Raw genomic sequence first — 25,845 nt, forward strand, 5'->3', positions numbered from 1 at the left:
TTAAGCTCAATCGTCCAGCAGATAAACGCTGCCGACATCAACATTAAACCAAAAGAAATAATTAATTAACTATAGGAATAGTTTATATTTCTTTTTATCCTCTTTTCGTTCGCAAATAAAACTTTTACGATAGTAAGCACCGCTTATTTTATTAAGGTAGTTGTGTTTTACAAGTAACTCACTAACACCTTAAAAGGAAAACAAAAATGAGAAATCTTACTACGCGTGAAATCAATCATGTCAGCGGTGGCGCTTATCTGGGCGAGGATGGAAAAATACATAACGATGTACCTGAGTGGCAGCAAGTTTTAGATATCGTTAAGAACGCGATTTATGATTTCCTGAACCCCATCGCCAAACTGTTTGGCTTTGAACTGACTCCTCCTGGATCTATGGTAGGCGCCAGCAAACCTTAATCAGAAAATGTGAATAACGTCGAATTGCTGCTGCCAGTATATCGACGTTATTTACCCGGCCTCGTTTATTGACGCCACATGCGAGGCCGATACAATGATGACTTTCGTTATTTATCTTCGCTGCATATTTTCCTGATATAAAAAAACAAACCAGAATATAATCGGAACAGGTCCGTTCTTTTTAATACACAGGTTGCGAATACTACTTATCTAAGCTGGTATTACTAAGCAACGTCATAAGCGATCGGACTTATTATCCTGCTACAATAAACGAACCAGCAATCATAATCGGTTGCTTTCTTAAATCAGATAACGGCGTTAAAACGAGCTGAACGCACAAAACAGTAAACGCCATAACGCCTGAATAAGCTGTCAGATAATCCGCTAACGTAATAACAAACAAGGGCGGCTACTTATTAAGTTGCCAGCCCTTTGGCGCAAGATGGTTACGTTGTGAAAAAACGCCCTGCTCAGGCAATTGCCGGTAGTTCAGCCAGTGGCCAACGCGGACGCACGCTGACGCCGAGATCGCCGCGAGTACCGCCTTTTAAACGCACCATACCGGCATAGGCGATCATCGCGCCGTTATCGGTACAAAATTCAGGACGGGCATAAAAAACCTCGCCGCCCCGCGCCTGCATCATCTCCGCCAGCTTCAGGCGCAACGTCCGGTTAGCGCTGACGCCGCCCGCCATCACCAGGCGTTTAAAACCGGTTTGATCCAGCGCGCGTTTGCATTTAATCGCCAGCGTATCCACTACCGCATCCTCAAAAGCACGGGCGATATCCGCGCGCGTTTGCGCATCGTCGCTGTTCTCGCGAATTGTATTGGCAGCAAAGGTTTTTAAACCTGAGAAGCTGAAGTCCAGACCAGGCCGGTCAGTCATCGGACGCGGAAACGTGAAGCGCCCTGCCGTTCCCTGCTGCGCCATACGCGACAGCATCGGCCCGCCGGGATAATCCAGGCCCAGGAGCTTAGCGGTTTTATCGAAGGCTTCACCTGCGGCGTCATCAATTGATTCGCCCAGCAAGCTGTATTCACCGATACCGGTCACGCTAATTAGCTGCGTATGGCCACCAGAGACCAGCAGTGCGACAAAGGGAAACTGCGGTGGATTGTCTTCCAGCATCGGTGCCAGCAGATGCCCTTCCATATGGTGTACCGGCACGGCGGGAACCTGCCAGGCAAACGCCAGCGAGCGGCCAATGGTCGCGCCAACCAGCAGCGCACCGACTAAACCTGGGCCAGCGGTCCAGGCAACCGCGTCAATATCTTTGCCTTCCAGCCCCGCCTCCTGCAACGCAGCCTGAATTAACGGCACCGTTTTACGCACGTGATCGCGCGAAGCCAGTTCCGGCACCACCCCGCCATAATCGGCATGGACTTTCACCTGACTATAGAGTTGATTAGCGAGTAAACCGGCCCGATCGTCATAAATGGCGACACCGGTTTCATCACAGGATGTTTCAATACCCAGAACGCGCATGGTTGCTTTACCTCTCAGTTGCGGCGCGCAGTGTATCACAGCCCATCGCGACTCTGACGCGCTTTTATCAGATGCTGTCTCTTTTATGAGCAAAAAGCGAAAAAACTTTGAACGACGATGAAAGCTTTACGCTATACTCCTCCGCCTGCAAAAAATCGGCAGCGGCCAGGCCCGCTGTTGGTTTGCAACGCTCAATGTTGCTTTACAACGCAGCCGCTATTGTTGTAAAATTCCGCACCATTTTGAAATGAGCTGACGCCGACGTCAGCAAAAGACCGAATTCTATCGAGGTGAGAGTTACATGCCGGTAATTAAAGTACGTGAAAACGAGCCGTTCGACGTAGCACTGCGTCGCTTCAAGCGTTCCTGCGAAAAAGCAGGCGTTCTGGCTGAAGTTCGTCGTCGTGAGTTTTATGAAAAACCGACCACCGAACGTAAGCGCGCTAAAGCGTCTGCTGTTAAGCGTCACGCCAAGAAACTGGCTCGCGAAAACGCACGCCGCACTCGTCTGTACTAATTTCTTCCGGAAGCACCGCGCTTCCATCGCGTGTTAAACGCAGACAGAGTCAAGTTAGAGGCCGTGCTTTCCGGAAGGAAGCGCGGCTTATTTTCGTTTATGAGCGAAGAAAACGGGGCTTATGGCCGGACGAATTCCACGCGTATTTATCAATGACTTACTTGCCCGCACGGACATTGTGGATCTGATCGATGCCCGCGTTAAGCTGAAAAAGCAGGGTAAGAATTTCCACGCGTGTTGTCCTTTCCATAACGAAAAAACCCCTTCCTTCACCGTTAACGGCGAAAAGCAGTTCTATCACTGTTTCGGCTGTGGCGCACACGGCAACGCGATCGATTTCCTGATGAACTACGATCGTCTGGAATTTGTCGAAAGCATTGAAGAGCTGGCAACGCAGCATGGGCTGGAAGTGCCTTATGAAGCAGGCAGCGGCCCAAGCCAGCTGGAACGCCATCAGCGTCAAAGCCTGTATCAGCTGATGTCCGGTCTGTCTGATTTTTATCAGCAGGCGCTGAGCCAGCCGCAGGCAGAATCAGCACGCGCCTATCTGCATCAGCGCGGGTTAAGTCATGAAGTCATTGCGCACTTTGCTATCGGTTTCGCTCCGCCCGGCTGGGATAATGCCCTAAAGCGTTTTGGACGTAATCCCGAGGATCGTCAGTCGCTAACGGATGCGGGCATGCTGGTCACTAACGATCAGGGCCGCAGCTACGATCGCTTCCGCGACCGCGTGATGTTCCCTATCCGCGATAAGCGGGGCCGGGTGATTGGCTTCGGCGGGCGTGTATTGGGTGACGGTACTCCTAAATACCTTAACTCGCCGGAAACCGATATTTTTCATAAAGGCCGTCAGCTGTATGGCCTGTATGAAGCGCAGAAACAGCATGCCGAACCTGCGAAGCTATTAGTTGTCGAAGGCTATATGGATGTGGTGGCTCTGGCACAGTTTGGCGTCGATTACGCCGTTGCTTCGCTGGGAACGTCTACCACGGCCGACCATATTCAGCTGCTGTTTCGCAGCACGGATAACGTAATCTGTTGTTATGACGGCGATCGTGCCGGCCGTGAAGCAGCATGGCGTGCTTTAGAGACCGCTCTGCCTTACATGAATGACGGACGTCAGCTACGCTTTATGTTTCTGCCCGATGGTGAAGACCCGGATACGCTGATTCGTAAAGAGGGTAAGGACGCTTTTGAAGCGCGTATGGATCAGGCGATGCCGCTATCGAGTTTCTTGTTCGATACGCTGTTGCCGCAGGTAGATTTGAGCACTAAAGATGGACGAACGCGCCTGAGTACGCTGGCGTTGCCGCTGATAGGTCAGATTCCTGGCGAAACATTGCGCATTTATCTGCGTCAGCAGCTGGGCAACATGCTCGGTATTCTGGATGACAGGCAGCTGGAAAAGCTGCTGCCAAAACAGGCCGAAAGCGGCGTCCAGCCGGTAGCCCCCCCGTTAAAACGCACCACCATGCGTCTACTTGTGGGTCTGCTGGTACAAAATCCGCGCCTGGCGGCGATGGTGCCTTCGCTACAGGGGCTGGAGCAGCTGAATATGCCAGGGCTGCCGCTGTTTATGGAACTGGTGAACAGCTGTAATGCTAATCCTGGCCTGACCACTGGTCAGCTACTGGAGTTATATCGCGGAACAAATTTTAGCCAGCACCTTGAAACGCTGGCAACATGGAACCACATGATCGTAGATGAGGAAGTCGACGCGATGTTTCAGGACTCCCTGGCGAAAATGTATGATTCTGCCCTGGAGCAGCGTCTGGAAGCGCTGATTGCCCGATCCAGAACGCATGGCCTCACCCCTGAAGAACGGGAAGAGGTACGCTCGCTCAGTCAGGCGCTGGCAAAGAAATAAATTTAGCGAACGCGTTGGTATTGAGAGACGTTATCAACGCCCCGGCACCGCGTCATTAGTAGCATACACCGCGCAGGCCGGAACGCAACAGCATAAGCATGACCAGTCTCACAGCAAACTTTAGCGGCTTAAGTGCCGATATATACTCAGGCAGACCCTGACAGCCGCTACGAGGGCAGCGGCAATAATCCAAACGCCTTCAACTGTTATTGTTGGCCCTTATGGCTGACCCGACACCAATCAAATTAACAGAAGTGTGGATACCGTCTTATGGAGCAAAACCCGCAGTCACAGCTCAAGCTGCTTGTCACCCGTGGTAAGGAGCAAGGCTATCTGACCTATGCCGAGGTCAATGACCATCTGCCGGAAGATATCGTCGACTCCGATCAGATCGAAGACATCATCCAGATGATCAACGACATGGGCATTCAGGTAGTAGAAGAAGCGCCTGATGCCGACGATCTGATGCTGAACGAAAACAGCGCCGACACGGACGAAGATGCAGCTGAAGCGGCAGCTCAAGTGTTATCCAGCGTAGAGTCTGAAATCGGACGCACCACCGATCCTGTCCGCATGTACATGCGTGAAATGGGTACCGTAGAACTTTTGACGCGTGAAGGCGAAATTGATATCGCGAAACGCATCGAAGACGGTATCAACCAGGTACAGTGCTCCGTCGCCGAATACCCGGAAGCCATTACTTATCTGCTGGAGCAGTACGATCGCGTTGAAGCAGGCGAGTCACGCCTTTCCGACCTGATTACCGGCTTCGTCGATCCTAACGCCGAGGAAGATCTCGCACCGACCGCCACCCACGTTGGCTCTGAACTCTCTGAAGAAGAGCGTGACGACGACGATGATGAAGATGAAGATGATGACAGCGACAGCAGCGATGACGACAACAGCATCGATCCTGAACTGGCGCGTGAAAAATTCATCGAACTGCGCGATCAGTACGAAGCTACGCGTCTGACGATTAAAGCCAAAGGCCGCAGCCACGCGGATGCGATTGAAGAGATCCAAAAACTGTCGGAAGTTTTTAAACAGTTCCGTCTGGTACCGAAGCAGTTTGACTATCTGGTCAACAACATGCGTGAAATGATGGAGCGCGTGCGTACGCAAGAACGCATCATCATGAAGCTGTGCGTTGAACTATGCAAAATGCCGAAGAAAAACTTCATCACGCTGTTTACCGGCAATGAAACCAGCGAAACCTGGTTCCAGGCCGCGCTGGCGATGAACAAGCCCTGGTCTGAAAAACTGCGTGACGTGGAAGAAGATGTCCAGCGCAGCATGCAGAAGCTGATGCAGATCGAGGAAGAAACCGGCCTGACCATCGAGCAGGTAAAAGATATTAACCGTCGCATGTCAATCGGTGAAGCGAAAGCGCGTCGTGCCAAGAAAGAGATGGTGGAAGCCAACCTGCGTCTGGTTATTTCAATCGCCAAGAAATATACCAACCGTGGTTTGCAGTTCCTTGATCTGATTCAGGAAGGCAATATCGGCCTGATGAAGGCGGTGGATAAGTTCGAATATCGCCGTGGCTATAAATTCTCTACCTATGCGACATGGTGGATTCGTCAGGCGATTACCCGCTCTATCGCCGACCAGGCGCGTACTATCCGTATTCCGGTGCATATGATTGAGACAATTAACAAGCTCAACCGTATCTCGCGCCAGATGCTGCAGGAGATGGGCCGCGAGCCGACGCCGGAAGAGCTGGCCGAGCGCATGCTGATGCCGGAAGATAAAATTCGTAAGGTGCTGAAAATAGCTAAAGAGCCGATCTCTATGGAGACGCCGATTGGTGATGATGAAGATTCACATCTGGGCGATTTTATCGAGGATACCACGCTGGAGCTGCCGCTGGATTCCGCGACCTCCGAAAGCCTGCGCTCTGCAACGCATGATGTGCTGGCCGGGCTGACCGCGCGTGAAGCGAAAGTACTGCGTATGCGTTTTGGTATCGACATGAACACTGACCACACGCTGGAAGAAGTCGGCAAACAGTTTGACGTTACCCGTGAACGTATTCGTCAGATTGAAGCGAAGGCGCTGCGCAAGCTGCGTCATCCAAGCCGCTCAGAAGTGCTGCGCAGCTTCCTCGACGACTAAGTTACCTTGCCTTGTCCAGGTAACCATTAAGCCTCCTGCGGGAGGCTTTTTTATTGGTAGGAGCTGGCGTCTAAGCAGGTAAAACTTGTCTACGGCTGAAGTGACTGGCTGAGTCCAGCGCCTGAAGCTACGGGGCTAACGCCCGCGTAGCGTCAGCGCCGTTTCCAGCTCGCGATAGGCCTCGGTCAGCTTCTCCTGCGTGATGCGATTTAAGCCGCTGGGATTAGGCAGCACCCAGATCTCCGTCTCGCCTATGGCAGCTTCCTGTTTGCCCCATTCCACCTTACTTTGACAAAATGCTTTCCTGTAAGCATCCTTACCCAGCACCGCCAGCGCCGCCGGTTGATAACGCAGCATCTTTTCTACTAATGCTTTTCCACCTTCGCGCAGTTCACCGGTGGAGAGTTCACTGGCTTCTTTGGTTGGACGATCAACCAGCCTGGTGATGCCACAACGCGTATCAAGCAGATGTAGCTCCTCCTCAGGCATCAGCTGACGCTCCGTAAAGCCAGCGAGCCAGAGCGTTTTCCAGAAACGATTTCCGGCATAGGCAAAATGATGTCCGGTATGGGCAGAGGATTTGCCCGGATTGATGCCACAAAATACCACCCGCAGGCCGGGCGCAATAATGTCGGTAATTCCATGCTCACTCATCCCTGCACTCCTGTTATTTATCAGCATGACATCATTATGGCTCATAGTTTAACAAGCGGCACCGCAGAAGAAGGCCCCTTTCTTTCGGGACGTTTCTCATTGTTATCCCGGCGGTAAAGAAAAGAAGGTTTTTCAATCGATTGAATTGCTGTAAAAAGCGCCAACCGATAAGTGATAGCTGGATTGCCCCGGCGAGTTACTTTATAATCCCGCTCCATAAGGCCCCTTAGCTCAGTGGTTAGAGCAGGCGACTCATAATCGCTTGGTCGCTGGTTCAAGTCCAGCAGGGGCCACCATATTCTAGCTTTAAAATCATACGATTAAGCCGCCTTTCAGGGCGGCTTTTTTATTTGGCTTTTCATAGTGTCGCAGAAGAAAAAATCTGATGCTTAGTCGACCCAGTGTCCCGCTTCAGCACTGGCAACCAACATCGCTACGGTTAGCGGCTTTGGTGCGTGATGCTCTGTGCGCATAAAAGCGGGCAAAACAGCATTTGGCAGGAACGGTACGGTACGCCTTCGCGCGGAAAATACCGGTTGAAATGGAAATGAGTCATATCGACGTTTAGCGCGGCTGCATACTCATTTAAAAAATCTGCGGCTTCTTCAGGTAAAACAGGACGGTCCCCTGTACTCAATGAGGTGTCATCTGTCATTTCCCAAAAATATTTTTTTAGCAACGTATGGACGTAATTTGCTTTACACATATTTGTCACTTATCCCCCTGTTATTAATTTATAACGGTGAATGACGTTTTGAGTAATCACATTTAAATCGTATAAAGTCAAAGCTGCACCCAGCCAGGGCACCCAGCGCCCAACATATGCCCCTACGCTGGTTGTATAAGCCCAGTTTCCACGAAGTAATTGCGCCCGGGTTATGGTTTTATGTGGACGCTTAAATTTCGCCTGTATCAACGTACGCGACGCCAATAAAATTGGGCTGGTCCCTCTTGTAGCTCGTTTGGCATCCAGCTTACCGCGAACAGGTATGACCGGTAGGCTTGCCAGCATTGTGGCAACAGCCAGCACGTCAATGATTTTAAATCGTTTTCTGAACTCATCCAGGACGACGTATTTATGATTCAGGGTTCGGCGAATATTAATTTACGCAGTATGCTATTTGACAGCGAATCAGCTATTGCCATCCAGGATACCGACCACAGCAATATTATTCCGGCTATGCGTAATCAGCTTTGGGGATTGCGTACTAACAATAGGGCCGGATGCACAGGGAGTGATTACGAAGGAATATTTGATGCATGGGATAAATTACTGAATGAAAATACGCAGCTATGGAAAGAATCACAGGGCTTACCTCTAATGTCATCCGTGATCAAATTTATCGACCACAGCACTAAATTACAGGATAAGGACTAAAGGATGAAACCTGCATTACTGGTTAGTGTATTAATCGCCGGTCTAACAGGGCTGTCAGGCTGCCATCAAAATCAGGGAGACGACATGAATAAAACCGTAGCCGCCACGGAAGCAAACCTGGCCTTTACCTGCGTCCATGAAGCTGACCACTTGCCAGCACTGGACCCACAGGCAGACAAGTGGTTTAAGCAGGCGCGCGCCATGCAGAAAGCACCGGGAGCAAAAGATTATAATGCCATCGCTAATCTCTATCGCCAGGCCGCAGAGAAAGATCACTACAAGGCGATGATCAATCTGCAAAATATGCTCTATCAGCGGCTGGCAGAGCCGGTTGATGGGAAGACGCGCCCGGAAGAGGTAATTGCCATTGCTGAAAAGATGATGCAGTTAAACATCCCGGCCGGCTATTACGCGATGGGTCATTATCTGGAAACAGGTTACGGCGTAAAGCGCGATAAAACCGCCGCGCTTACCTATTTCCGCAAGGCGGCGGATATGGGTAATCCCGAAGGCCAGTATGTAATAGGTGAATTACTTTTAACGGGACGTTTTGAGGACACTTCGAATCCAGACCCTTATGTGGTGCACTTTAAACCTAACCCGGCCTATCGCCCGGAAATAGCTAAAGTGATGCTGGCCTGTGCGGCAAACCAAGGACATGGCGAAGCGGCTGGCTGGCTGGCCGGCTGGTATAAACTTATCCAAAAGGATTATAAGAACGCGATTGTCTATTATCAGCTGGGCGTAAAAGCAGGTCATAAAATTTCAGCCATGCAAATGGCAGGTGCTTTTAATGGGCCTTCTCCAGATAATCGCGGGGATTATCTGGCACTGGATAAAGATTCTGAACGCTCACGCCGCTATGATCTTATTTATAAAGAGATCCGAAGCAACCCGTCCGCCCGCTTCCCGGACATTGATAAAATTGTTCCCCTGCCGCCAGCAGAATTACCCGAATGGGACGGCACCTTTGAATATAAAAAAGCTCAGCGGTAGTTAACGATAAAGTCAGTTGCCCGGTTCCAGGACATGGCGTGAATGCCATCCTGCCGGGCAACACAAGGATCATTATTGACGGCAAACAGGCCGCATTGCACCAGTTTAAAACCGAATGTGGGTGCAGCCTGCTCGCGAGTCTGAGCAACGCCGGGGAAAAGTAATAATGAACTGGACGATCCCTGACATGGAAGATGTTCCGCTCCCTGGAGCTCCTCGCTGGTGGCTGTGGGGCGCGGCTTTACTGGTTTTTCTGGTCACTGGTTTTATGCTGACCGTGTACATACTGTCCGATACTGAACTCCAGGAAAAATCGCACTTGTTTAAGGTGGCCTGCGGCGGCCCTTTTCTCGTCTGGCTGCTGTTTTTGGGTATCAGACTATCTGTATACGAACTTATGGCATTCCGCATTAACACCCGTAACCGCACGCTGGCATCCCGTCGCCACCAGTGGAAACGCTGGACAAATCAGGGAGTCAGCATTCTGGTGAGTGCGCATCATACGGTGCCTGATGAACAAGGCGCAAGTTTGGTGGCCAATGGTTCCCTCCCGGTTAATCAGAACAACCGCCTGGTTTTTGAGTCCCTTGAAGGATTGCCCCAATGGGAGCGACGTAGTGCGCTGCTTTCTTCCGTCCTGACGCCTGTCGCGGAGTATATTCAGCGATACTCCCTGCCCTCGTCGGTAAATCTTTATTTTCAATGTCCGCAGAATGAAACGGATATCTGGAAAGACAGTATTGAGAAGGAAGCAGAGCGGCTTGCATTACCACTGGCAGAACTACAATCGCTGGACGACAGCGGGCTCCCCGGCTGGCTGATGGCGGCAAGCGATAATCCCCCCCCAGATGCTGACCTGCCTGATTTTTGCCGAACTGAATGAAGGATCCGATGCCAGTGAAGAAGCAGCCAGCCTGCTGCTGGCATCCGTAGCATTCTGCCGCAGCCACAAACTTAGTCCGCGAGGCCATTTGCCCCGGTCGATGCTGACCTCATATGCCCGCCTGTCGGACGCGCTGGCGCTAATGTTTACGCAACAGCTTCCGGCCGAAAAAATACGCCATGCCAGCTATAGCCAGCTACCGGCGCAGCAAACGGAAACGTTGCAATTACTACGTGCAACGCAGCTTAAGGCGTGTCCCGCGCTGTTTGATGCAGACAGCGCTCTGGGTAATCCCGGTGAAGCACGAACGGCAGTGCAGCTTACTTTGGCTACACAGGCCTCATCACCCACGCTGCTTTTCTCCGGTTATAAGGGGCAATGCTGGCTACAGCAGGTAATCCCCGGAGAGCGCAGATGATCGGGTTAATGCTGGTGTTGCTTGCCGGCAACGCCCTCTGGCTGCTTCGCGCAGAGTGGTTGCCGCACTCACTGGCGAAGGCGCTGAATACGCCTTCCTTAGAAGGATGGCTAATCGTAGTCTTCATTTTGCTTTTTGCCTTCATCCTGGTACGGGTGTGGATCCAACGTCGGAGCTCACAGCAGCTCGATTTGGAAGGGATTATTGCGCCGCCGCTATCGGAAGAAGATCGTCAGGCGCAACCGCAGTATCTGATTAACAGTGATGAACTTAAACGCCATTTGCAGCGGGACAGCCGCTGGCGCTGGAAACATCAACATGCCTGGCTACTGTTGACAGGCCCCCCTTCACAGGTCGAACAGATTGCACCAGGCCTAACCTCGCAGGGCTGGTTACGCTGCGGCAACACTATTTTGCTGTGGGGCGGTGATCTCACTCATGAGGGAAATCAGTCTGATCTGAAGGCACTAAGGGCCCTGCGGGGACGCAGGCCCGTTGACGCCCTGGTGCATATAACGGACGACACCACGCAATCTGTCCCCCAAATTGATGCCCTACAGCGTGGGCTGTGGTCAGTACAGCATGCGCTTCGCTGGCAGCCACCGGTTTATCGCCTGGAAATAGCCAAAACGCAATGGCCGCAGGAAATACCGGAGTATCCAATGGTCGCTGCGCTCTCTGGTCAGGCATTTACAACCACACAGCTACAGGCCTCCCTGATAACGCTTACCGACAATATGATCGCGCCGGGGATGCAGTACGTGATGCAGGATACCCGTCATGACTATCTGTTACGCCTTTCATCGCAGCTAAAGCATGGAGGAGTGGAACGCCTGCTGAATTTCTTCCGCGTTTTTCTGAACGACGCCTGTTCTTTTCGGCTGCACGGCGTACTTTTTACCCCGCCGCTGGTGAATGGCGATACCGGCTTCCTGTACCGGCAGCGTATGGGTGCGATCTGGCGCGGCATTGCCGGGCACTGTGCCCGCCTGCCGGGAAAAAGCACCACGCTGGCTCCCCGCACGATCGTGCTATGGTGTCTGGAAGCGCTGCTGGCATTATGGGCTACAGGAATCGTGATATCCTGGTATGGCAATATTAGCCTGCTGCATCATACGCAGACTCTGCTTTCAGCATCCTCTCCCCAAAATGAACGGCAGCTGGACGCGTTACAGGAACAGCTTCGCACGCTGGCTGAACAACAGCAGGCCGGAACACCGTGGTATCGTCGCTTCGGTATGGATATTTCCGGAAGGCTACTGCCACACCTGAGGTCGGAATATGTCCGGCAGGCCAGAGCGCAGATAGCTTTACCGGCACAGCGGGCGCTGGAGCAACGGCTTGTGTCCGTTACGACAGATCCGTTACTCCGCTATAATCACCTCAAAGCACAGCTGATGCTGGCTCAGCCGGAGCACATCATCGATGCGGCAGACCAGAACTTCCTTATCGTGCAATTAAAAGCGCGCCTTCCCCGGCTTTCGGCATCGCATCTGGCCTGGTTCATTTCACAGCTCCATGCTCATCCGACATTGCGTATTGCGCCCGATGTCCGCCTGATTCAGCAGACCCGGCTCAGCCTGGCGGAGAGCATGAATAATCCACAGGCGGAAGCGAAGCGTTACCAACAGATAATCGATCAGGCTCGCCTCAGCTATGCAGATGTATCACTGAGCCGGCTGAGCGGTGACGCCAATCTGAACGACTTTTATCAGTCCGAAGTGCCTGTTCCGGGAGCCTTCACCCGTAATGTCTGGGAGGAGCTGGTTCGCCCGGCGATTGAACAACAGGTGAAAGCGATTCAGGAACAAACCGCCTGGGTGCTGGGCCCGCAGCAGGATATGCTAAGTCCTGACGCCGTTCGACAGCGCCTTCGGACGCGCTATTTTACCGACTATGCGGCAGCCTGGCAGCAGATGCTGAATCAGATAACGTACATCTCCCAGAGTAACAGTGAACAGCTTGCCCGCCTGGCAGACCCGAACAATTCGCCGTTGTTGGCGCTGATGCACCAGCTAAGCTGGCAGGGGCTGGCGGACAGCCCCAATGAGGCTCAGGGCCGTGTTAACTCGCTTCTGGTCCCGGTGTTTGGCGGGCTGGTAGGCATGGAAAAAGAGCTGCCGCAGAGTGGACGTAATGGTACCACGCTCAGGCAGTGGCTCTCGGAAGTCAAACGACAGCGGGATCGGTTGCGTAAAATAGACTCAGCCTCCGACAATACGCTGGCGCTGATGAACTCCGTATTTCAGGGAACCCAGCTCGACAATACTGCTGCTGAGCTGCCGGAGCGTGTACAGGCCCAGCTGGGAAAAAACCTCGCTCTTGCCAGAAATGCGATTTTTGTCGCACCTGTCAGCCGCTCCTGGGAAAGGATTATGCAGCAGGGGCTAAGCCGGATGAACAGCCAGTGGCAGCAGACCATCGTCAACAGCTGGCATCAACACTTCGATAACACCTACCCGTTCAGCAACACACAGACGGACTGTAATCTGGCAGAGCTTGGTGAGTTTATCCGCCCTGACAGCGGTAAAATCCACCGCTTTATCAGTCAGAACCTAAAGGGGGTACTGGAATACCGCAGTAACCGCTGGCAGCCCGCCGCGAAACTACCGCCAGGGCTGACAATAAATCCGACTTTTCTGGCGGCCCTGAACCACCTTAGCCCTCTCGGCGTAATGCTGTTTGGTAAACGCAGCGGCGTAACATTCTATCTGCAACCCGGCACCGCCCGTGAAGTAGTAAGTACTCGCCTGTTTATTGACGGCCAGACGCTGGAATATTTTAACCAGATGCCCTTCTGGCAGACGATCCAGTGGCCGGGAGAAACATACAAACCGGGCGCATCCCTCATGTGGAAAAGCCTGAGTGCCGGGGCCAGATTGTACGATGACCGGCCCGGTCAGTGGGGATTTATCCGGCTGCTGGAGAAGGCAAGGGTTACATCGCTCGGAAATAACCGCTATCGCCTTACCTGGACCGCACAGGATGGACTGCCGCTGAATTACCTGCTGGACACCACAGCGCAGCAAAATCCCCTGGATGTTCTGTTGCTGAAAAGTTTTCATCTGCCGGATACGGTTTTTACTTTCTCTTCAACAACAAAGACGGATGCAGCGCACTAACAGCCGGAAAAATTTTAAGGGATCAGTTCATTCCGCAAGCTTCATCGGTGGCGTTTAATTACCTGGCGCATGCTGCTTCTCTTCACCCGTGTGTTCGGGCACCTCGTTGATCAATCCCGGCGTGACAATTACGCCAGAGACGGTTTCATGCGTCTTAAAAGTACAGCTGCAGTTAATATTCTGACACTGATGATACCGCTCTTTCGTTTCCGGCGAGATATAGCGGCTACTTTTGGTATGGGCGGCGTTCTGGCAAAGTGGACAATGCATCATTATGGTATCTCCCTGTAGTAGGTAGCAAATTTTAATACATAAAATACCACAATTGGAAGTAAAATTCACTTTTTGTGAATCACCTATCCTTCTGTCATCTCATACTCGATTTGACCGGTTACTGCTTCGAGCTCCAGTGTGTTGATATACCCGCCGTTGCTGATACTATGTTCAACTGATTTAATCAGCCAGGACTGGGCATCAATAACAGATTTAAAGCCGCTGACTTTTACCGGCATTTCCGGGATCAAATCAGCACGCCCGTTTGCTAACTTCAGGGTAAAGGTTGCTACGCTGCGCTGAAACTCTTGCCACTTCGCCTTTGCTGCACTTATCGCCTCCTCTTTATTTTTATAGATTGCTGACAATACCAGCACGTTATCCGCGCTGCCCATCAGGTAAGAATCCGGCTCGGTTGATGTCTGGCTCTTTTCAGCTCCCTGCTGACCGGTGGTATGACTCTGCCCTTTGTTCTTGCGCTGTAGAGTTACCTGCTTCGGCTGTGTATCTTTCGTATCCAGCCAGCGAGCTACCACGCCGGTATAGGCACCCCGATCGGCAATACTAAAGATATGCGTGTTACCGTCCTGACGAACCAGGGTCAGAGGAGGAACAGGTTTACCGCTCGCCGTCACAGCACCGCCAGGCTCAAAGAAAAGCAGATTTTCCATCTTAATAACCGCCACCGCTCCATACAGCGAGGCAAGGCGTGATATAAACGCGCTATCGGTTTCCTGCGTTTGATCGATATGCTTTATCTCAATATTTTTAAATTTTTCGGCGATAACCGGTTTGAGTCGGTGACGCTCCGCTACCTGTTTGACCACGGCCTCCAGCGTGGTTTCGTGATACGACGCCTCGCGACGGACGTTCATTCGCCCACGGTAGTCAATGCTGTTGGCCGTAATCGATAATTTGTCCGGCGCGCCGCTATGGGTAACCGTATCAATAATATATTCGCCTTTCTCCAGCAGCGCCTGCCCTTTCCAGCCAATAAATAGTTTAATAAATCCGCCGCGTGGCGGCAGCACCAGCTGCCCGTCCGTATCATCCAGTGAAATAGTCAGCCGATCGGCTTCAAAACCACGGTTATCACTTAATTTCAGCTCAATCAGGCGCTCGCGAAACGAGGTGGTGACGTCCTTATTATTAATCTGTATCAGAAAGTCAGGTGCCAACAGCGTTCCGATTTGTACCGGTATCCGGCTCAGTTCGCTCATGATATTTAGCTCCCCGTTCCGTTTATTGACGATGCCACACTGTTCACGGCGTCCAGCGCCTTATCGCGCACCTTATATAAATTTTCAACCGCCTGATCTTTCAGATCGCCAAACAGCGCAATCAGAGATTCATCTACACGCTTCAGCGTCATATCAAATGAAATCTTGCGGGCGCTACCGTCGCTATATAATTCGGAATAAGTTGAATTAATACTCTGGATAACGTACATGCCATAAATTAAGCCGTTGCCGGAAATCAGTGGCCAGGCTCGTCCGTTATCCGCCATCAGCTTAAGCGTTGTCAGGGACGCCGTTCCACCAATCAGCGGCGGACGCAGTTCGCCGCTGATTTTAATGGTTTCATCACCCGGACCAAGGAACTGTGATGCTGCACGCTCCCCAACGCGAACGTTATCTACCCAGCGATAGGCATTAGACCGCGTCATGGTGCTGTAAGGCAGCGTCTGTTGTATAAAAGGCAGCATGCCGTAAATCATTAACATTATTTACGCCTCCCAACTCATACTGGCGCGCTGACGATTCAGAGCAGTAAATCGCTCCTGCTCCTCGTGCTGCCTCAAGATTGCGACAACGTCATCTCTGGACATCCCCGGATGAGTGTTGATTACGTAATTGTTATTAAATGTATTTTCCTGCGAGTTTTGCCTCAACGGCGCAGCCGTCAACGGGCTGTAGGCCGTTAACTGCGGTGGAGCAAAATAGGAGGGCTTATCCAACTCTGGCACATCAGGATCGGGTAAATAATCCTTTGTATCGGTAGGCTCTTCCTTAACAGCACCGATCTTGCGCATAAACCAGCTGGCGCCCTTCATCAGATATTCCAGCGTCTTGGCTGGAATGATCAGCGCCCTGGCAAGCGCTTCGCCGAACATTTTGCCGATATCTCCGGCAGCCGTCAGCTCTTCCTGGGTCGATTTTATCGGCTCCAGCAATTGACTAAACATATCCCACAACACCTTCACTTTATCGCTAAACCATGCAAAAACAGGTTTTAGTGAATTGAAGGCGTCAATTAATGGTGCTATCGCAGCGGTAAAGCCTTCGCCTACACCATCAAGAAAGGCGCTGATGGGTTCCCAATATTTACGAACCAGCAGCGCCCCGCCTACCAGGGCGGTTACAACGGCTATAATAGGCAATGTTAAGCCGCCCATCACCGTAGTTATTCCTCCGCCAAAACTAGCAATAAGAGTCCCCAGCATTTCGGCGCCGGTCATAATGGCATTAATGCCTGTTAATACCGGCCAGACGGCCTGACCTATACCTCCCAACGCGCCAGCCAGCACAATGCCCGCAGCGGCGGCATTAGCGATACCGCTTGCCAACTCCGGGTTGGAATCCATCCAGTCTTTGACGGTGGTTAAGAATTTCGTTACGCCCTGCGTAAGCTGGCGCAGGCTACCTTCAACGGAGCCATAAAGATCAGTACCAATAGCTTCCCAGGCTGACTCAAGTTTGCTGATATCGCCGCCGAGACTGTCCTGTTGTATGGCTAACTGCGTAGCCGTGCTGCCATCTGCCTGTTGATAGTGTCGGGTTCGGTTATCCAGCTGACCGTTCGATGCTGATTTCATCAATGCTTCTGCGGCAGGCGCTGCCGCCTCACCAAAGATAGCTTTGCGATATTCAGCCTGCTGTGAGGCTCCCAATTGGTTCTTTTCAAAAGCGCTTTCCATCTCTTTGAGGATGGCAAAGAATGGACGCTGGTTACCTTCACTATCAACGGTTTGCACACCCAATGTACGCATAGCGGCATCCGCTTTATCCGCTGGCTGCTGTACGCTGAGCAACATGGTCCGCAAATCTGCTCCCGCCGCGCTACCGGTAATACCATTTTTAGCCAGTTCATCAATCATCGCGGAAGTCTGCTCTACGCTGACGCCCGCCTCATTTGCTACCGACGCGATATGAGCCAGCGCCTCATTCAGATCGTCAAAACCTGTCGAGCCATCTTTTAGCGTGGCGAACAGCACATCGCCCAGGTGCGCAAGCTGGCTGTTCGCCAGGCCAAAAGCATCTCTGGTGCGTAGCAGCAGCTGCGTATTTTCTTCCAGGGAGCGATCGTTCGCCAGCGACATTCCTACGGTCACCGGCGTGGCAGCCATGATATCTGCAACGCTGCCGCCTGATTTTGCAATCACGGTTTGTGCATGCGCGGCATCGCCGGCAGAAAGCGGCGTGGAATCACCGATGCTTCGCGCCTGCATCTGCAGGGCCTTAAAGTCTGCCGATGTTTTATCCAGCCCGGTGGCTACACGTAATTTGTTACTTGCTTCGGCAAAGTCATAGCCGGGGCGTAAAACCTTCGATGCTTTTTGCGCACCGTCGACCGCGAAACTTAATGCTGCGCTACTGCTCGCGCGAATTTTTCCGGCTATCTGCTGACCTTTACGGTAGCGATCCTGAATTTTATTCAATCGCGCCTGTTGCTGAGCCTGCCGTTGATAGCTCTGTTCCAGCTCCCACAAAAACGCATAATTATCGGGCAAGCGTAAGCCATTGATATTCGCCATCTGCTTATTCAAAGACTGCATGCCATCCTTCATTCTTCGGATGCTGTCGATCAGCTTTTGGGTCTGTTTTACGATGGCCTGAAACGAGCGTAATGCCTGTTTCACTGATGCCAACAGCGCTTCCGCATTGAGGAAACTACTCATCCGGGTTTGCTCCGCTACGTAACAGGGCTTTATGTCGCCAGTCGAGCAGCTCGGCCAGCGACATCTCATACATTTCAGAAGGGGGCCAGTGAAAAATGACCGCAATATCGGCCATCAAATCATTGACGGTCAGGCTTCGGGGCCATTTGAGGCGTCCGATTTCGCTGACAAAAAACCGATCACCTTGCCGCCTAATGAGATCAGATCAACCGGATCCAATGCGAGGCACTCCGTTTTCGTCAGCGACGGTACGGTAATGCGCGGCAGAACGGTCAACAGCGCATCAACATCTGAAGCGCACAAATCGGCCAGACGTACGCCACGCAGAGCGCCAGCGGTAGGCTTGATGACTTCGATCTGGCTGATTTCGGTTTCGCCACGTTTTACTGGAGATTCCAGTTCAATAAGGTGTTCATTCTGTTCCATCTGTTTTTACTCACTTGTCCAGTTTTAAACAGGGCCAGCGCCTGGCGCTGGCATCCAGGTTAGTTCATACCGAGGTTATTACGGCGCTGTTCCAGCAGATCGACGCCGTCTACTTTCTCAATCATGTTGATGGTGTCGATCTCAATCAGCTCTTTGCCATTCCAGGTAAGCCGGAAATAGGTGTTTTTCGTGGTGATTTTGGTTTCGGTGTCTTCGCCCTGTTTGGCTTCGCCGAAATCAAACGCCTGATGGTGACCACGCACCTCAATTTCTACGGCGATCTCTTCGCCGGTATCGTCGCGTTGGTAGGAGCCGGTAAAACGCAGCGGTACCGCCGCGCGGGCGCCCCACTGTTTCAGCACCAGCTCATCCATACCGCCGATGGTCCACTCCATATCAAGCGCGTCGTCATCCAGCCCGTTATCGATAAAGGCGGCACCGTTCATACCACCGGCCCGGAAGGCGTCCAGCTTGCGTGACAGCTTCGGCAGCGTCACCGCAGTGACCACGCCCTGATAGCTGTTTGAATCGTTGAAAAGGTTCAGCCCTTTCAGTTTGCGGGGTAATGCCATTTATCCGGCTCCTCAGCTGTTAACGGATGCGGCGAAATTCGCCAGATAGCGGTCGGTGATACGCTGACGCAGAGTTAAATCTTCCAGCGGCGGCACCGGCGTGTAGTCATAATCAATAAAGAGCTTGCCTGCTTTCAGGGTTTCTTTATCGTTAGCGGTATCGTCATACCAGCATGACGCGCCCAGCAGATAGCCAGCGCTGACCAGTTCGCGGAATTTTGCGTTGATGCCCGCGATAATTTCGCGCACCAGAACCGGCGTCAGTGGCTTATCGTTAGCCCACATGTGCGCCTCAGCCATAGTGTCAGCAATCACCTGCGCGGTACGGGTATAGTTTTCAAAGGCGAACAGCGGATCGTCGCTACAGGTGCGGTTGCCCCAGAAGCGGAAGCCATCTTTACGGATAAGCGTTGTAACGCATGCTTCATTAAGCAGGTCAGCATCGGTACCGGTCTGCTGTAGATCCCAGAAAACCGAAGCAGAAATGCCGCTCACGCCGTTAACGCCAACGTTAGACAGGGTTTTATGCCAGCCGGTATCGTTATCGATTTTGGCACGCAGACCCAGCGCACGCGCGGTGGCATAGGCATTTTCAGCCTGATTGGTTACCGTATTCCAGGCGATAAAATCGGGCCAGATAACCATCAGTTCACGCTGGCTGAAGTTCTCGCGATACTTCATCGCATCGGAGATAGTTTTACAGCTATACGCAGACACATAGGCGAACGCACGCAGCTGCTGTGCAATGCTGGCCAACGAGGTAGCAACTTCCAGCGTGTCAAGACCCGGTACGCCGAGGATACGAGGTTTAACACCAAGCTGCGTTTGCGCGCTCAGCAGCGCTTTCATGCCGGTGTAACGTCCATTCTCATCGGTGGTACCGATAATGTTGGAGGTTGTTTCCGCTGCGGTTTCACCTTCCGCCACACGCACGACAACCGTGACCGGTTTTGCCTGGTCAGCAATTGCCTGTAGGGCAGCGGCCAACGCCCCCTGCTTACCGGCTTTACCGATGGCAGAAAGTACGTTAGTGACCAGCACTGGTTCATTAAGCGGGAAAACTGTCGCGTCGGCATCTTCTGCGGTACAGACCATGCCGACGATGGCAGTTGATACGGTAGAAATGGTGCGCGTTCCATCGTTGATTTCAACGACGCGGACACCGTGATGATAGTCAGACATCTGATGCACTCCGTGTTATGGGTGCAATCAGATTGACAGTTCAGGCCACTATATGCATGTCTTTAGGTTTTACTGATCGCTGGCAGAACTGAACCCACGTAAAAGGCGTTGTTTTTCAGCGGGGATGTAACGATAAAGGGTCTTAACGGATACCTCGCATACTAAAGATATTTGATGCAGCGTGGCCCCGTTCATCAGCATTCTCTCTGCCCGGCTGACAACTTCGGGCGTCATAATGCGCCGCCGTCCACCAATTCGCCCTTTTTCTCGCGCCGCTGCCAGCCCGGCTCGCGTTCTTTCAACAATCAATTCACGCTCCATTTCAGCCAGCGCGCCCATGACATGAAAGAAAAAGCGGCCCATCGGCGTGCTGGTATCGATACTGTCCGTCAGGCTACGAAAATTAATACCACGCTCACGTAGCTGCTCAGTTAACATCACCAAATGGCGCATGCTTCTTCCAAGCCGATCCAACTTCCATACAACCAGCGTATCGCCGGTCTGAAGGGTTCGTAGCGCTTTTTTCAGTCCTGGCCGATCCGATACTTTTCCGCTTATTTTATCTTCAAAAATCAGCTCACATTTTGCACTAAGCAGTGCACTTCTCTGTAAATCGGTGTTTTGGTCATTTGTTGACACCCTGACATAGCCAATCAGCATGGTAAACCTCGCCTAAATAGCAAGAATTGTGCCAGCATGACGTTTTGTATAGCCAGGAGTTTCTTTCTTTTTTCGGTTGGTTTGGGGGAGGCGGCGAAACGGGAGGTAGGTACTGGATTAAATCAGCTACCTGACATGAACAGCTTTACTGGAAAAAAAGGTAGTGCATGGTATAAACAGCATCCGTCCGGTTTGATAGAAACGGGAGGTTTATTTACTGTAAATGGATCAATCCAGGCGCAAAAGGTTACAGTGAATTACCCTGTTCCATTTCCGACGACTTGTTTAGGAATTTGGTTTTCTTTTCAAACTGAAGACCCAAGTCAGCGTTTTTGTGGAATATTTGACCGTATTTCTAGTCTATCTTCCTTTATTGCATCGGTAGTCACACCTACTGTGAACACGGTTTATTTCCGAGCGCTGGGATATTAGAAACTGTAGATTTACTTACATTGTTGTGTGGTACATGAAACAACAGCTATCTCTCATCAGCCTGAAGAAAACGGCATAATATACCTATTACTATTTTATTGGAGGATTACTAATGAGGTACTGGTTTAGCCCTAAGCACAATGCTTTTTATCCTGAAGCTCTCAAAGAAGCATACATAAACGCGGGAACGCTGCCGGATGATTTGATAGAAACTACTGAAAAGATATTTATTGAATTTTCCGGCATGCCACCGGCCGGAAAAATACGGGGCGCTAATGATAAAGGTCTACCATGCTGGGACGACTTGCCTGTAGTTGAAGTATCAATAAGTGAACTAAAAACTCAGGCCAGAAAGTTACGTGATAGTTTTATATTATCAACAGACAGAATGTTAGTAGAAGACTACACTATTAATGACATTCTGTTGACTCATGAACAACGAGAACAGTTATTAAAGGTTCGTGCCAAATTCAAAACGTGGCCTAATGAGGATGGGTGGCCGCAAATTGATCTACCATTCATCCCACCATGGATATTAAATGAAGCAGTTAATAATGGCTATATGGTTGCTATTTGGCCAAATTAAAAAAAGCCCGTAAGGGCTTTTTTTAATTGGAGATGTTTAACATTTAATTGTTAGTTTGCATGAATTAATACAGTTTAATTGATATATTATTTATTTTTTACCTTATCTGTTCAGATGTTTACATTCCAATAGACAAGTAAAACCCATTAATATTACCTGCTTTAATATTTTCTGATCTTGTGACTTTAAAACCAGAGTTATTTCTTTCTGTTGTTCCATATGAAATGGAGGCAGCACCCGTATCGGTGATAAAAATAGCAAAAACGTCTTTCGGATAAGGTATAGGAAACTGTACTGTTCCGGTTGTGACTTGAGCTGGTATTGCAGCCAAACCCCATTGAATAATTAACCCACCCGGTAATTTTTGCCATCCAGTTCTTGTAAGATTTGCTTTGAAAAATGACATATCTGGTATCTGGTTCTCATTGAGACCTACCTCTCGTTTCGCCGCTTCCCCCAAACCAAGTTTAGGCGATCAATACACATCAGCTAAAGAATTACGCCCCGCCGGCTTGTAGCAGTATTAGCCATAAACATTTATATAATATCGCAATTCTTGGTTATTATGTCAATCAAAAAGGAATAGGGTCACGTTTTATTACTAAAAAAGCATAGATATTCTGATAAATTCCCCATCACTGAAGTAGCAAGCATCATCCAATCTTACCATCCAGTGTTAACCGTCCTACTCCGTTTCGCCGCCTCCCCCAAACCAAGGTTTTTAAGAACCTCAGCTATTAGCCCGGCATCTTTAATTTCAGCCAGCGCGTTGGCGATTTGCAGGTACTGCGGATGTGGGTTTTTCTCGGTCAGATGCGTCTGCATCACCTTGTCAGCGTAAGCCCGTACCTCAATCGCCTTATCATCGACATACTTACGGGTTGCCAGCACGATGGAAGGATCGATTTTAAGCGTTACGGCGGCAGCGCTGTTGACGATTAAAATCATACGTACGGTCTGGGTACGTCCGCTACCCTCCTGCAACTGCGGCTTATAGGTCTCCGGGCAGTTGGCTACGGCTACCAGATCACCATCAGCATCAAACAGACCAATTTCACGGATCCAGAAGCCCCCCTCGCCTTCAGGAATAATTTGTTCCGCAATAATCTGGCTGTTGTTAACTTCGTCAACGCTGAGCGAATTCAACGCAGCGCGACGTTTTTCACCAATAAGAGTGGATTGTGAAGGATCGGGTGTTGGGAGTTGGCCACCACCGTCACCTACGGCCATTTCGGTAATCTGCACTTTCGTGCCAAGCGCAGCCGCATTCGCTAATTTGGCTGCGCCCAGATTGGTCAGCAAGGCAAAATATTTTGTCGTCATGGGTGTATGTCCGTCAGTTCAGTAATATGCACCGCCGCACCGATATAACCCGGCGCTCGCACGGTGATGGTTTCAGAAGTCCAGGGATAAACGGTTAGCTCATCGCCGCTATATGCCGTAGCGGCAACGGGCAAGGTGCCGTTTACATCCAGGTTGATAGAGAGTCCGATAAGGTGGCGACTGCACGGTTTCGCATCAGTGATTAACCGCTCCAGCTCGTTATACATCTCTTCGGTAATGCCGGTGTCCAGCACGCCTACATCAAGTCGAAAAGTGCCGGGTGCCTCGCTGGTGTTAAACCATTCATTAATGCGGATAAGGTAACCAAGCGGCTCCACCACGCGACGCAGCGAACCGATAGTGCCTTTATGCCGGTGAACATATTCAGATGCTGCGACTACGCTACGCTTAGTCTCTTCTGACCAGCTGGTGTCCCAGCGATCAACCGACCAAGCCCAGGCAAGCCAGGGCAGCAGCTCAACCGGACAGGTTTGCGCATTCCAGAGCTTGCGTAGCGGTACCGGAATCTTTTCGATCTTTGCGCAAGCTTCCGCAGCAGCAACTTCCAGTACCGAAGATCCCGCTGGCAGCAGACGATCACTCATCGGAGCCCCCAACCGTAATCTTCCAGCCGGTACACCAGGCCGCCTGCGTCTTGTCCAGCACCATATCGTCAGCAGGTTCCGTCAACTCAACGCGCTGTACGCCTTCAACATGCAGCGCGGCATACAGCGCCGAGCGGCGAATATCTCGTCCCAAACGCGACTGCGCGCTGACAAAAGCGGCAAGCTTTTTCTCCGCGGCGGCGCGTATCGGCTCCGCTTCCGGGCCAGGATAGAGGTAAAGCACCGCATCCACTTCGTAATTGACTATCGTGGCCGATTGCACCGTGACGCGATCGGCAACCGGACGCACGTTCTCATCATTCAGTGCGCTATTCACTACCTTCAATAGCTCAACAGGCGCTTCACCATTTCCTTCGCGTGACAGCACCGTAACGGTGACGCAGGCGGGCGATGGGCTAATGGCTGAGGCATCCGCCACGCGTCCATCGGCACTTTTTGCATGATATTCATAGGCACCCGTTGGTCCGGCCACGCTAAGCCCTTCAAAGGCGGCGGCTACACGCAGACGGAAGTTATCGTCACTTTCCATTACGGCAGGCGTTGGCGGGATGGTTGAATCATCCGCAGGTTTTAGCGTCAGGCGCTTAACACCGTTGTTAGCGCCGAGCTGATCGAGATCGCTGCCGATGGCATAAGCCACCATATTGGCTTTTGCTGCCTCGTTAACGCGCTGGCGCAGGATCATTTCGCGATAGGCGTTTTCCTGCAATAGCTTAACGATCGGCTCGGATTCCAGCGCCAGCGTGCGCGTAATGGCCTCTTGTTGATCGGCTGGATAAAGCGAGATCAGCGCGATCTTGCGCTCCTCCAGCAACGTTTCATAGTCCAGCGCCTCAACCACATCGGGCACCGGAAGCTGGTTCAGGTCAATGGTTGCCATAGTTTCAGCTCACAGGAATAGTTAGTGAAAAATCCTGCGCTGTGTCGGTGCGGCTACCGGCAATTTCCACCGCCATACCGCCGTCAAACGCAGGTTCATAGCTGATAGAAGTCAGCTTTATACGCGGCTCCCACTGCAAAATTGCCATGTAGCAGGCTGACATAATTTGCAAACGCAGTAGCTCATTTTGCGGCTGGTCAATCAGGGCTGACAGCAGCGAACCATACTGGCGCCGCATGAGTCTGGTACCGATTGGTGTAATCAGAATGTCGCGTACCGACTGGCTGATATGCGCCAGATCCGATATCGCCTCGCCGCTTTCGCGGCTCATACCGGTATAGTGTTCAGTAGTCATAATGGAGCTCCCGTTACGCCGCCGCTGTCACCTTTATGGGTATGCGTATGCAAGACTTTGCCGTTGGAACTGAGCTGGCCGCCGCTGTGCAGCACATCGCCTTGCAAAGTGCCGCCTTCGGTCAGCTCAAAGGTGGCCGCTTTCAGTTTTTGAGTACATTCCACCAGCGGGCTATCCAGGGTTATTTTCCCCGCCGCCTTAATCAGCGCGGTCTGGATGCCGGTGGCGATTAACGCGCCGGTATCCGGTTCATATTCGATCACCGCTCCATCCGGGAAGGACCAGTGCAGTGCATCGGCCGAGGTTGACGGTGCCGGGTTGCTATTCGAGAAGACGCCCGGTAGCACAAAACCTGTGGTTAACTCACCGCCCAGGCTAAGAATCAGCACCTGTTCACCTACGGAAGGCGCGCTCCACGAGCGCGATCGTCCGGCCCGTCCGGTAAGCCAGGGCAACCATCCGGTAGTGTTTTGCCCTGTATTCACCCGGCACGTCCCTTCGTCGAGGTTGACGGCGGATACAGTACCGATGCGGATTATGTTGCGCAGCTGGCGCATGACTTCGATAAGGTATGTGTTCATGAGGCAATTTTGCGTAAAGGCGACGCATGGCGCTATCTCTCTCGGCCCGTTCATCTACCAGCAAGAACCGCTGACAAAAAGGCGCTATCTCACCGGCCTGCTCGTTAAAATTTAAGGTTATTTCAGTAAGTTGTAGCAACAGAGGTTAACCGGTGATAGCGAGAGAATGACTACATCTTATTGCCGGGCAAAATGCTG

Annotated in this window: 31 protein-coding genes, 1 tRNA gene and 2 pseudogenes; 13 read left to right on the top strand and 21 right to left on the bottom strand. The window is 51.6% G+C overall.

Features of this window, described 5'->3' with window-relative positions; genetic code table 11:
• Window positions 1-206 precede the first annotated feature (206 nt).
• Window positions 207-416: a hypothetical protein gene (locus C7M51_RS13850; protein ID WP_160622329.1), complete on the top strand. Its 210-nt coding sequence runs from the start codon at window positions 207-209 to the stop codon at window positions 414-416.
• A gap of 470 nt (window positions 417-886) precedes the next feature.
• Here the strand turns inward: C7M51_RS13850 and tsaD are convergent, their stop codons facing one another.
• Window positions 887-1,903: a tRNA (adenosine(37)-N6)-threonylcarbamoyltransferase complex transferase subunit TsaD gene (gene tsaD / locus C7M51_RS13855; RefSeq protein ID WP_160622330.1), complete on the bottom strand. Its 1,017-nt coding sequence runs from the start codon at window positions 1,901-1,903 to the stop codon at window positions 887-889.
• Between the two features lie 301 nt (window positions 1,904-2,204).
• On the opposite strand from tsaD, the gene rpsU reads away from it, so the two are divergent.
• From rpsU to rpoD, 3 genes are all read left to right on the top strand, one after another.
• Window positions 2,205-2,420, top strand: a complete 216-nt coding sequence (gene rpsU / locus C7M51_RS13860) for a 30S ribosomal protein S21 (RefSeq protein ID WP_001144069.1) — start codon at window positions 2,205-2,207, stop codon at window positions 2,418-2,420.
• Window positions 2,421-2,541: 121 nt separating this feature from the next.
• Window positions 2,542-4,287: a DNA primase gene (gene dnaG, locus C7M51_RS13865; RefSeq protein ID WP_160622331.1), complete on the top strand. Its 1,746-nt coding sequence runs from the start codon at window positions 2,542-2,544 to the stop codon at window positions 4,285-4,287.
• Between the two features lie 270 nt (window positions 4,288-4,557).
• Window positions 4,558-6,402 carry an RNA polymerase sigma factor RpoD gene (rpoD, locus tag C7M51_RS13870; RefSeq protein WP_160622332.1) on the top strand — a complete coding sequence of 615 codons (1,845 nt, stop codon included), beginning with the start codon at window positions 4,558-4,560 and terminating at the stop codon, window positions 6,400-6,402.
• Between the two features lie 135 nt (window positions 6,403-6,537).
• Here the strand turns inward: rpoD and mug are convergent, their stop codons facing one another.
• Window positions 6,538-7,056, bottom strand: a complete 519-nt coding sequence (gene mug / locus C7M51_RS13875) for a G/U mismatch-specific DNA glycosylase (protein WP_160622333.1) — start codon at window positions 7,054-7,056, stop codon at window positions 6,538-6,540.
• A 41-nt stretch (window positions 7,057-7,097) separates the two neighbouring features.
• On the bottom strand, window positions 7,098-7,274 hold the full coding sequence (locus C7M51_RS13880; protein ID WP_160622334.1) for a hypothetical protein: 177 nt from the start codon (window positions 7,272-7,274) through the stop codon (window positions 7,098-7,100).
• Between the two features lie 2 nt (window positions 7,275-7,276).
• Between C7M51_RS13880 and C7M51_RS13885 the strand changes: the two genes are divergently transcribed.
• Window positions 7,277-7,352, top strand: a tRNA-Ile gene (locus C7M51_RS13885).
• A 93-nt stretch (window positions 7,353-7,445) separates the two neighbouring features.
• On the opposite strand, the gene C7M51_RS22765 is transcribed toward C7M51_RS13885, so the two are convergent.
• From C7M51_RS22765 to C7M51_RS22770, 3 genes and pseudogenes are all read right to left on the bottom strand, one after another.
• The gene (locus C7M51_RS22765) at window positions 7,446-7,529 is read right to left on the bottom strand and encodes a DUF1493 family protein (protein ID WP_425281016.1); all 84 of its coding nucleotides are present in this window, start codon (window positions 7,527-7,529) and stop codon (window positions 7,446-7,448) included.
• Entirely contained in the window at window positions 7,496-7,762 is a 267-nt protein-coding gene (locus tag C7M51_RS13890) for a DUF1493 family protein (protein WP_425281017.1), read from the bottom strand. The genes C7M51_RS22765 and C7M51_RS13890 overlap by 34 nt, the downstream gene beginning before the upstream one ends.
• A gap of 9 nt (window positions 7,763-7,771) precedes the next feature.
• Window positions 7,772-8,131, bottom strand: a pseudogene (locus C7M51_RS22770) (STM2901 family protein); the annotation flags it as partial.
• Between the two features lie 3 nt (window positions 8,132-8,134).
• Between C7M51_RS22770 and C7M51_RS13895 the strand changes: the two are divergent.
• The 6 genes from C7M51_RS13895 to C7M51_RS13920 are packed head-to-tail and all read left to right on the top strand — an operon-like array spanning window position 8,135 to window position 13,853.
• Window positions 8,135-8,434 (top strand): hypothetical protein, encoded by a 300-nt coding sequence (locus tag C7M51_RS13895; RefSeq protein WP_160622335.1) that lies wholly within the window; start codon window positions 8,135-8,137, stop codon window positions 8,432-8,434.
• Between the two features lie 3 nt (window positions 8,435-8,437).
• Window positions 8,438-9,430, top strand: coding sequence for an SEL1-like repeat protein (locus C7M51_RS13900; protein WP_160622336.1), 993 nt, complete (start codon window positions 8,438-8,440; stop codon window positions 9,428-9,430).
• 38 nt (window positions 9,431-9,468) lie between these two features.
• Window positions 9,469-9,594, top strand: coding sequence for a PAAR domain-containing protein (locus C7M51_RS13905; protein WP_160622337.1), 126 nt, complete (start codon window positions 9,469-9,471; stop codon window positions 9,592-9,594).
• A 2-nt stretch (window positions 9,595-9,596) separates the two neighbouring features.
• Window positions 9,597-10,313: a hypothetical protein gene (locus C7M51_RS13910; protein ID WP_160622338.1), complete on the top strand. Its 717-nt coding sequence runs from the start codon at window positions 9,597-9,599 to the stop codon at window positions 10,311-10,313.
• A complete protein-coding gene (locus C7M51_RS13915; protein WP_160622339.1) occupies window positions 10,279-10,731 on the top strand; it encodes a hypothetical protein in 453 nt (150 codons plus the stop codon). The genes C7M51_RS13910 and C7M51_RS13915 overlap by 35 nt, the downstream gene beginning before the upstream one ends.
• Window positions 10,728-13,853 carry an ImcF-related family protein gene (locus C7M51_RS13920; RefSeq protein WP_160622340.1) on the top strand — a complete coding sequence of 1,042 codons (3,126 nt, stop codon included), beginning with the start codon at window positions 10,728-10,730 and terminating at the stop codon, window positions 13,851-13,853. Before C7M51_RS13915 ends, C7M51_RS13920 begins: the two co-directional genes overlap by 4 nt.
• A gap of 54 nt (window positions 13,854-13,907) precedes the next feature.
• On the opposite strand, the gene C7M51_RS13925 is transcribed toward C7M51_RS13920, so the two are convergent.
• The 9 genes from C7M51_RS13925 to C7M51_RS13965 form a co-directional block, all read right to left on the bottom strand.
• Entirely contained in the window at window positions 13,908-14,126 is a 219-nt protein-coding gene (locus tag C7M51_RS13925) for an ogr/Delta-like zinc finger family protein (RefSeq protein ID WP_160622341.1), read from the bottom strand.
• Window positions 14,127-14,209: 83 nt separating this feature from the next.
• Window positions 14,210-15,346 carry a phage late control D family protein gene (locus tag C7M51_RS13930; RefSeq protein WP_160622342.1) on the bottom strand — a complete coding sequence of 379 codons (1,137 nt, stop codon included), beginning with the start codon at window positions 15,344-15,346 and terminating at the stop codon, window positions 14,210-14,212.
• A gap of 5 nt (window positions 15,347-15,351) precedes the next feature.
• Window positions 15,352-15,849 carry a phage tail protein gene (locus C7M51_RS13935; protein ID WP_160622343.1) on the bottom strand — a complete coding sequence of 166 codons (498 nt, stop codon included), beginning with the start codon at window positions 15,847-15,849 and terminating at the stop codon, window positions 15,352-15,354.
• 3 nt (window positions 15,850-15,852) lie between these two features.
• On the bottom strand, window positions 15,853-18,024 hold the full coding sequence (locus tag C7M51_RS13940) for a phage tail tape measure protein (RefSeq protein ID WP_160622344.1): 2,172 nt from the start codon (window positions 18,022-18,024) through the stop codon (window positions 15,853-15,855).
• The gene (locus C7M51_RS13945; RefSeq protein ID WP_160622345.1) at window positions 18,017-18,139 is read right to left on the bottom strand and encodes a GpE family phage tail protein; all 123 of its coding nucleotides are present in this window, start codon (window positions 18,137-18,139) and stop codon (window positions 18,017-18,019) included. Before C7M51_RS13945 ends, C7M51_RS13940 begins: the two co-directional genes overlap by 8 nt.
• A gap of 14 nt (window positions 18,140-18,153) precedes the next feature.
• Complete coding sequence (locus C7M51_RS13950; RefSeq protein WP_160622346.1) at window positions 18,154-18,450, bottom strand: phage tail assembly protein; 297 nt, start codon at window positions 18,448-18,450, stop codon at window positions 18,154-18,156.
• 59 nt (window positions 18,451-18,509) lie between these two features.
• On the bottom strand, window positions 18,510-19,022 hold the full coding sequence (locus tag C7M51_RS13955) for a phage major tail tube protein (RefSeq protein ID WP_160622347.1): 513 nt from the start codon (window positions 19,020-19,022) through the stop codon (window positions 18,510-18,512).
• Window positions 19,023-19,034: 12 nt separating this feature from the next.
• Window positions 19,035-20,204 (bottom strand): phage tail sheath protein, encoded by a 1,170-nt coding sequence (locus C7M51_RS13960; protein ID WP_160622348.1) that lies wholly within the window; start codon window positions 20,202-20,204, stop codon window positions 19,035-19,037.
• Between the two features lie 69 nt (window positions 20,205-20,273).
• Entirely contained in the window at window positions 20,274-20,864 is a 591-nt protein-coding gene (locus tag C7M51_RS13965) for a recombinase family protein (protein ID WP_160622349.1), read from the bottom strand.
• A gap of 135 nt (window positions 20,865-20,999) precedes the next feature.
• On the opposite strand from C7M51_RS13965, the gene C7M51_RS22775 reads away from it, so the two are divergent.
• Together C7M51_RS22775 and C7M51_RS13970 are read left to right on the top strand one after the other, a co-directional pair.
• Complete coding sequence (locus C7M51_RS22775; protein ID WP_425280972.1) at window positions 21,000-21,296, top strand: gp53-like domain-containing protein; 297 nt, start codon at window positions 21,000-21,002, stop codon at window positions 21,294-21,296.
• Window positions 21,297-21,408: 112 nt separating this feature from the next.
• Window positions 21,409-21,882 (top strand): tail fiber assembly protein, encoded by a 474-nt coding sequence (locus C7M51_RS13970; RefSeq protein WP_160622350.1) that lies wholly within the window; start codon window positions 21,409-21,411, stop codon window positions 21,880-21,882.
• A gap of 118 nt (window positions 21,883-22,000) precedes the next feature.
• On the opposite strand, the gene C7M51_RS22315 is transcribed toward C7M51_RS13970, so the two are convergent.
• The 6 genes and pseudogenes from C7M51_RS22315 to C7M51_RS14000 form a co-directional block, all read right to left on the bottom strand.
• Window positions 22,001-22,288: a gp53-like domain-containing protein gene (locus C7M51_RS22315; protein WP_208852100.1), complete on the bottom strand. Its 288-nt coding sequence runs from the start codon at window positions 22,286-22,288 to the stop codon at window positions 22,001-22,003.
• 290 nt (window positions 22,289-22,578) lie between these two features.
• Window positions 22,579-23,205 (bottom strand): annotated as a pseudogene (locus tag C7M51_RS13980) (phage tail protein); the annotation flags it as partial.
• A complete protein-coding gene (locus tag C7M51_RS13985) occupies window positions 23,202-23,810 on the bottom strand; it encodes a phage tail protein I (RefSeq protein ID WP_160622351.1) in 609 nt (202 codons plus the stop codon). The gene C7M51_RS13985 and the pseudogene C7M51_RS13980, both read right to left, overlap by 4 nt.
• The gene (locus C7M51_RS13990; protein WP_160622352.1) at window positions 23,803-24,711 is read right to left on the bottom strand and encodes a baseplate assembly protein; all 909 of its coding nucleotides are present in this window, start codon (window positions 24,709-24,711) and stop codon (window positions 23,803-23,805) included. Before C7M51_RS13990 ends, C7M51_RS13985 begins: the two co-directional genes overlap by 8 nt.
• 4 nt (window positions 24,712-24,715) lie before the next feature.
• Complete coding sequence (locus C7M51_RS13995) at window positions 24,716-25,066, bottom strand: GPW/gp25 family protein (protein ID WP_160622353.1); 351 nt, start codon at window positions 25,064-25,066, stop codon at window positions 24,716-24,718.
• On the bottom strand, window positions 25,063-25,647 hold the full coding sequence (locus tag C7M51_RS14000; RefSeq protein WP_160622354.1) for a phage baseplate assembly protein V: 585 nt from the start codon (window positions 25,645-25,647) through the stop codon (window positions 25,063-25,065). The genes C7M51_RS13995 and C7M51_RS14000 overlap by 4 nt, the downstream gene beginning before the upstream one ends.
• Window positions 25,648-25,845 lie beyond the last annotated feature (198 nt).

Source organism: Mixta intestinalis, from assembly GCF_009914055.1.
GTDB lineage: Bacteria > Pseudomonadota > Gammaproteobacteria > Enterobacterales > Enterobacteriaceae > Mixta > Mixta intestinalis.

Coding starts and splice junctions, on each gene's coding strand:
- rpoD (WP_160622332.1), top strand. CDS start 4,558: ATGGAGCAAAACCCGCAGTCACAGCTCAAGCTGCTTGTCACCCGTGGT.
- C7M51_RS13990 (WP_160622352.1), bottom strand. CDS start 24,711: ATGGCAACCATTGACCTGAACCAGCTTCCGGTGCCCGATGTGGTTGAG.
- C7M51_RS22765 (WP_425281016.1), bottom strand. CDS start 7,529: ATGCGCACAGAGCATCACGCACCAAAGCCGCTAACCGTAGCGATGTTG.
- C7M51_RS13920 (WP_160622340.1), top strand. CDS start 10,728: ATGATCGGGTTAATGCTGGTGTTGCTTGCCGGCAACGCCCTCTGGCTG.
- mug (WP_160622333.1), bottom strand. CDS start 7,056: ATGAGTGAGCATGGAATTACCGACATTATTGCGCCCGGCCTGCGGGTG.
- C7M51_RS13930 (WP_160622342.1), bottom strand. CDS start 15,346: ATGAGCGAACTGAGCCGGATACCGGTACAAATCGGAACGCTGTTGGCA.
- C7M51_RS14000 (WP_160622354.1), bottom strand. CDS start 25,647: ATGAACACATACCTTATCGAAGTCATGCGCCAGCTGCGCAACATAATC.
- dnaG (WP_160622331.1), top strand. CDS start 2,542: ATGGCCGGACGAATTCCACGCGTATTTATCAATGACTTACTTGCCCGC.
- C7M51_RS13940 (WP_160622344.1), bottom strand. CDS start 18,024: ATGAGTAGTTTCCTCAATGCGGAAGCGCTGTTGGCATCAGTGAAACAG.
- C7M51_RS13985 (WP_160622351.1), bottom strand. CDS start 23,810: ATGAGTGATCGTCTGCTGCCAGCGGGATCTTCGGTACTGGAAGTTGCT.
- C7M51_RS13995 (WP_160622353.1), bottom strand. CDS start 25,066: ATGACTACTGAACACTATACCGGTATGAGCCGCGAAAGCGGCGAGGCG.
- tsaD (WP_160622330.1), bottom strand. CDS start 1,903: ATGCGCGTTCTGGGTATTGAAACATCCTGTGATGAAACCGGTGTCGCC.
- C7M51_RS13890 (WP_425281017.1), bottom strand. CDS start 7,762: ATGTGTAAAGCAAATTACGTCCATACGTTGCTAAAAAAATATTTTTGG.
- C7M51_RS13925 (WP_160622341.1), bottom strand. CDS start 14,126: ATGATGCATTGTCCACTTTGCCAGAACGCCGCCCATACCAAAAGTAGC.
- C7M51_RS13900 (WP_160622336.1), top strand. CDS start 8,438: ATGAAACCTGCATTACTGGTTAGTGTATTAATCGCCGGTCTAACAGGG.
- C7M51_RS13945 (WP_160622345.1), bottom strand. CDS start 18,139: ATGGCCGATATTGCGGTCATTTTTCACTGGCCCCCTTCTGAAATGTAT.
- rpsU (WP_001144069.1), top strand. CDS start 2,205: ATGCCGGTAATTAAAGTACGTGAAAACGAGCCGTTCGACGTAGCACTG.
- C7M51_RS13970 (WP_160622350.1), top strand. CDS start 21,409: ATGAGGTACTGGTTTAGCCCTAAGCACAATGCTTTTTATCCTGAAGCT.
- C7M51_RS13955 (WP_160622347.1), bottom strand. CDS start 19,022: ATGGCATTACCCCGCAAACTGAAAGGGCTGAACCTTTTCAACGATTCA.
- C7M51_RS13915 (WP_160622339.1), top strand. CDS start 10,279: ATGCTGACCTGCCTGATTTTTGCCGAACTGAATGAAGGATCCGATGCC.
- C7M51_RS13880 (WP_160622334.1), bottom strand. CDS start 7,274: ATGGAGCGGGATTATAAAGTAACTCGCCGGGGCAATCCAGCTATCACT.
- C7M51_RS13965 (WP_160622349.1), bottom strand. CDS start 20,864: ATGCTGATTGGCTATGTCAGGGTGTCAACAAATGACCAAAACACCGAT.
- C7M51_RS13950 (WP_160622346.1), bottom strand. CDS start 18,450: ATGGAACAGAATGAACACCTTATTGAACTGGAATCTCCAGTAAAACGT.
- C7M51_RS13850 (WP_160622329.1), top strand. CDS start 207: ATGAGAAATCTTACTACGCGTGAAATCAATCATGTCAGCGGTGGCGCT.
- C7M51_RS22315 (WP_208852100.1), bottom strand. CDS start 22,288: ATGTCATTTTTCAAAGCAAATCTTACAAGAACTGGATGGCAAAAATTA.
- C7M51_RS13895 (WP_160622335.1), top strand. CDS start 8,135: ATGATTCAGGGTTCGGCGAATATTAATTTACGCAGTATGCTATTTGAC.
- C7M51_RS13910 (WP_160622338.1), top strand. CDS start 9,597: ATGAACTGGACGATCCCTGACATGGAAGATGTTCCGCTCCCTGGAGCT.
- C7M51_RS13960 (WP_160622348.1), bottom strand. CDS start 20,204: ATGTCTGACTATCATCACGGTGTCCGCGTCGTTGAAATCAACGATGGA.
- C7M51_RS13935 (WP_160622343.1), bottom strand. CDS start 15,849: ATGTTAATGATTTACGGCATGCTGCCTTTTATACAACAGACGCTGCCT.
- C7M51_RS22775 (WP_425280972.1), top strand. CDS start 21,000: ATGAACAGCTTTACTGGAAAAAAAGGTAGTGCATGGTATAAACAGCAT.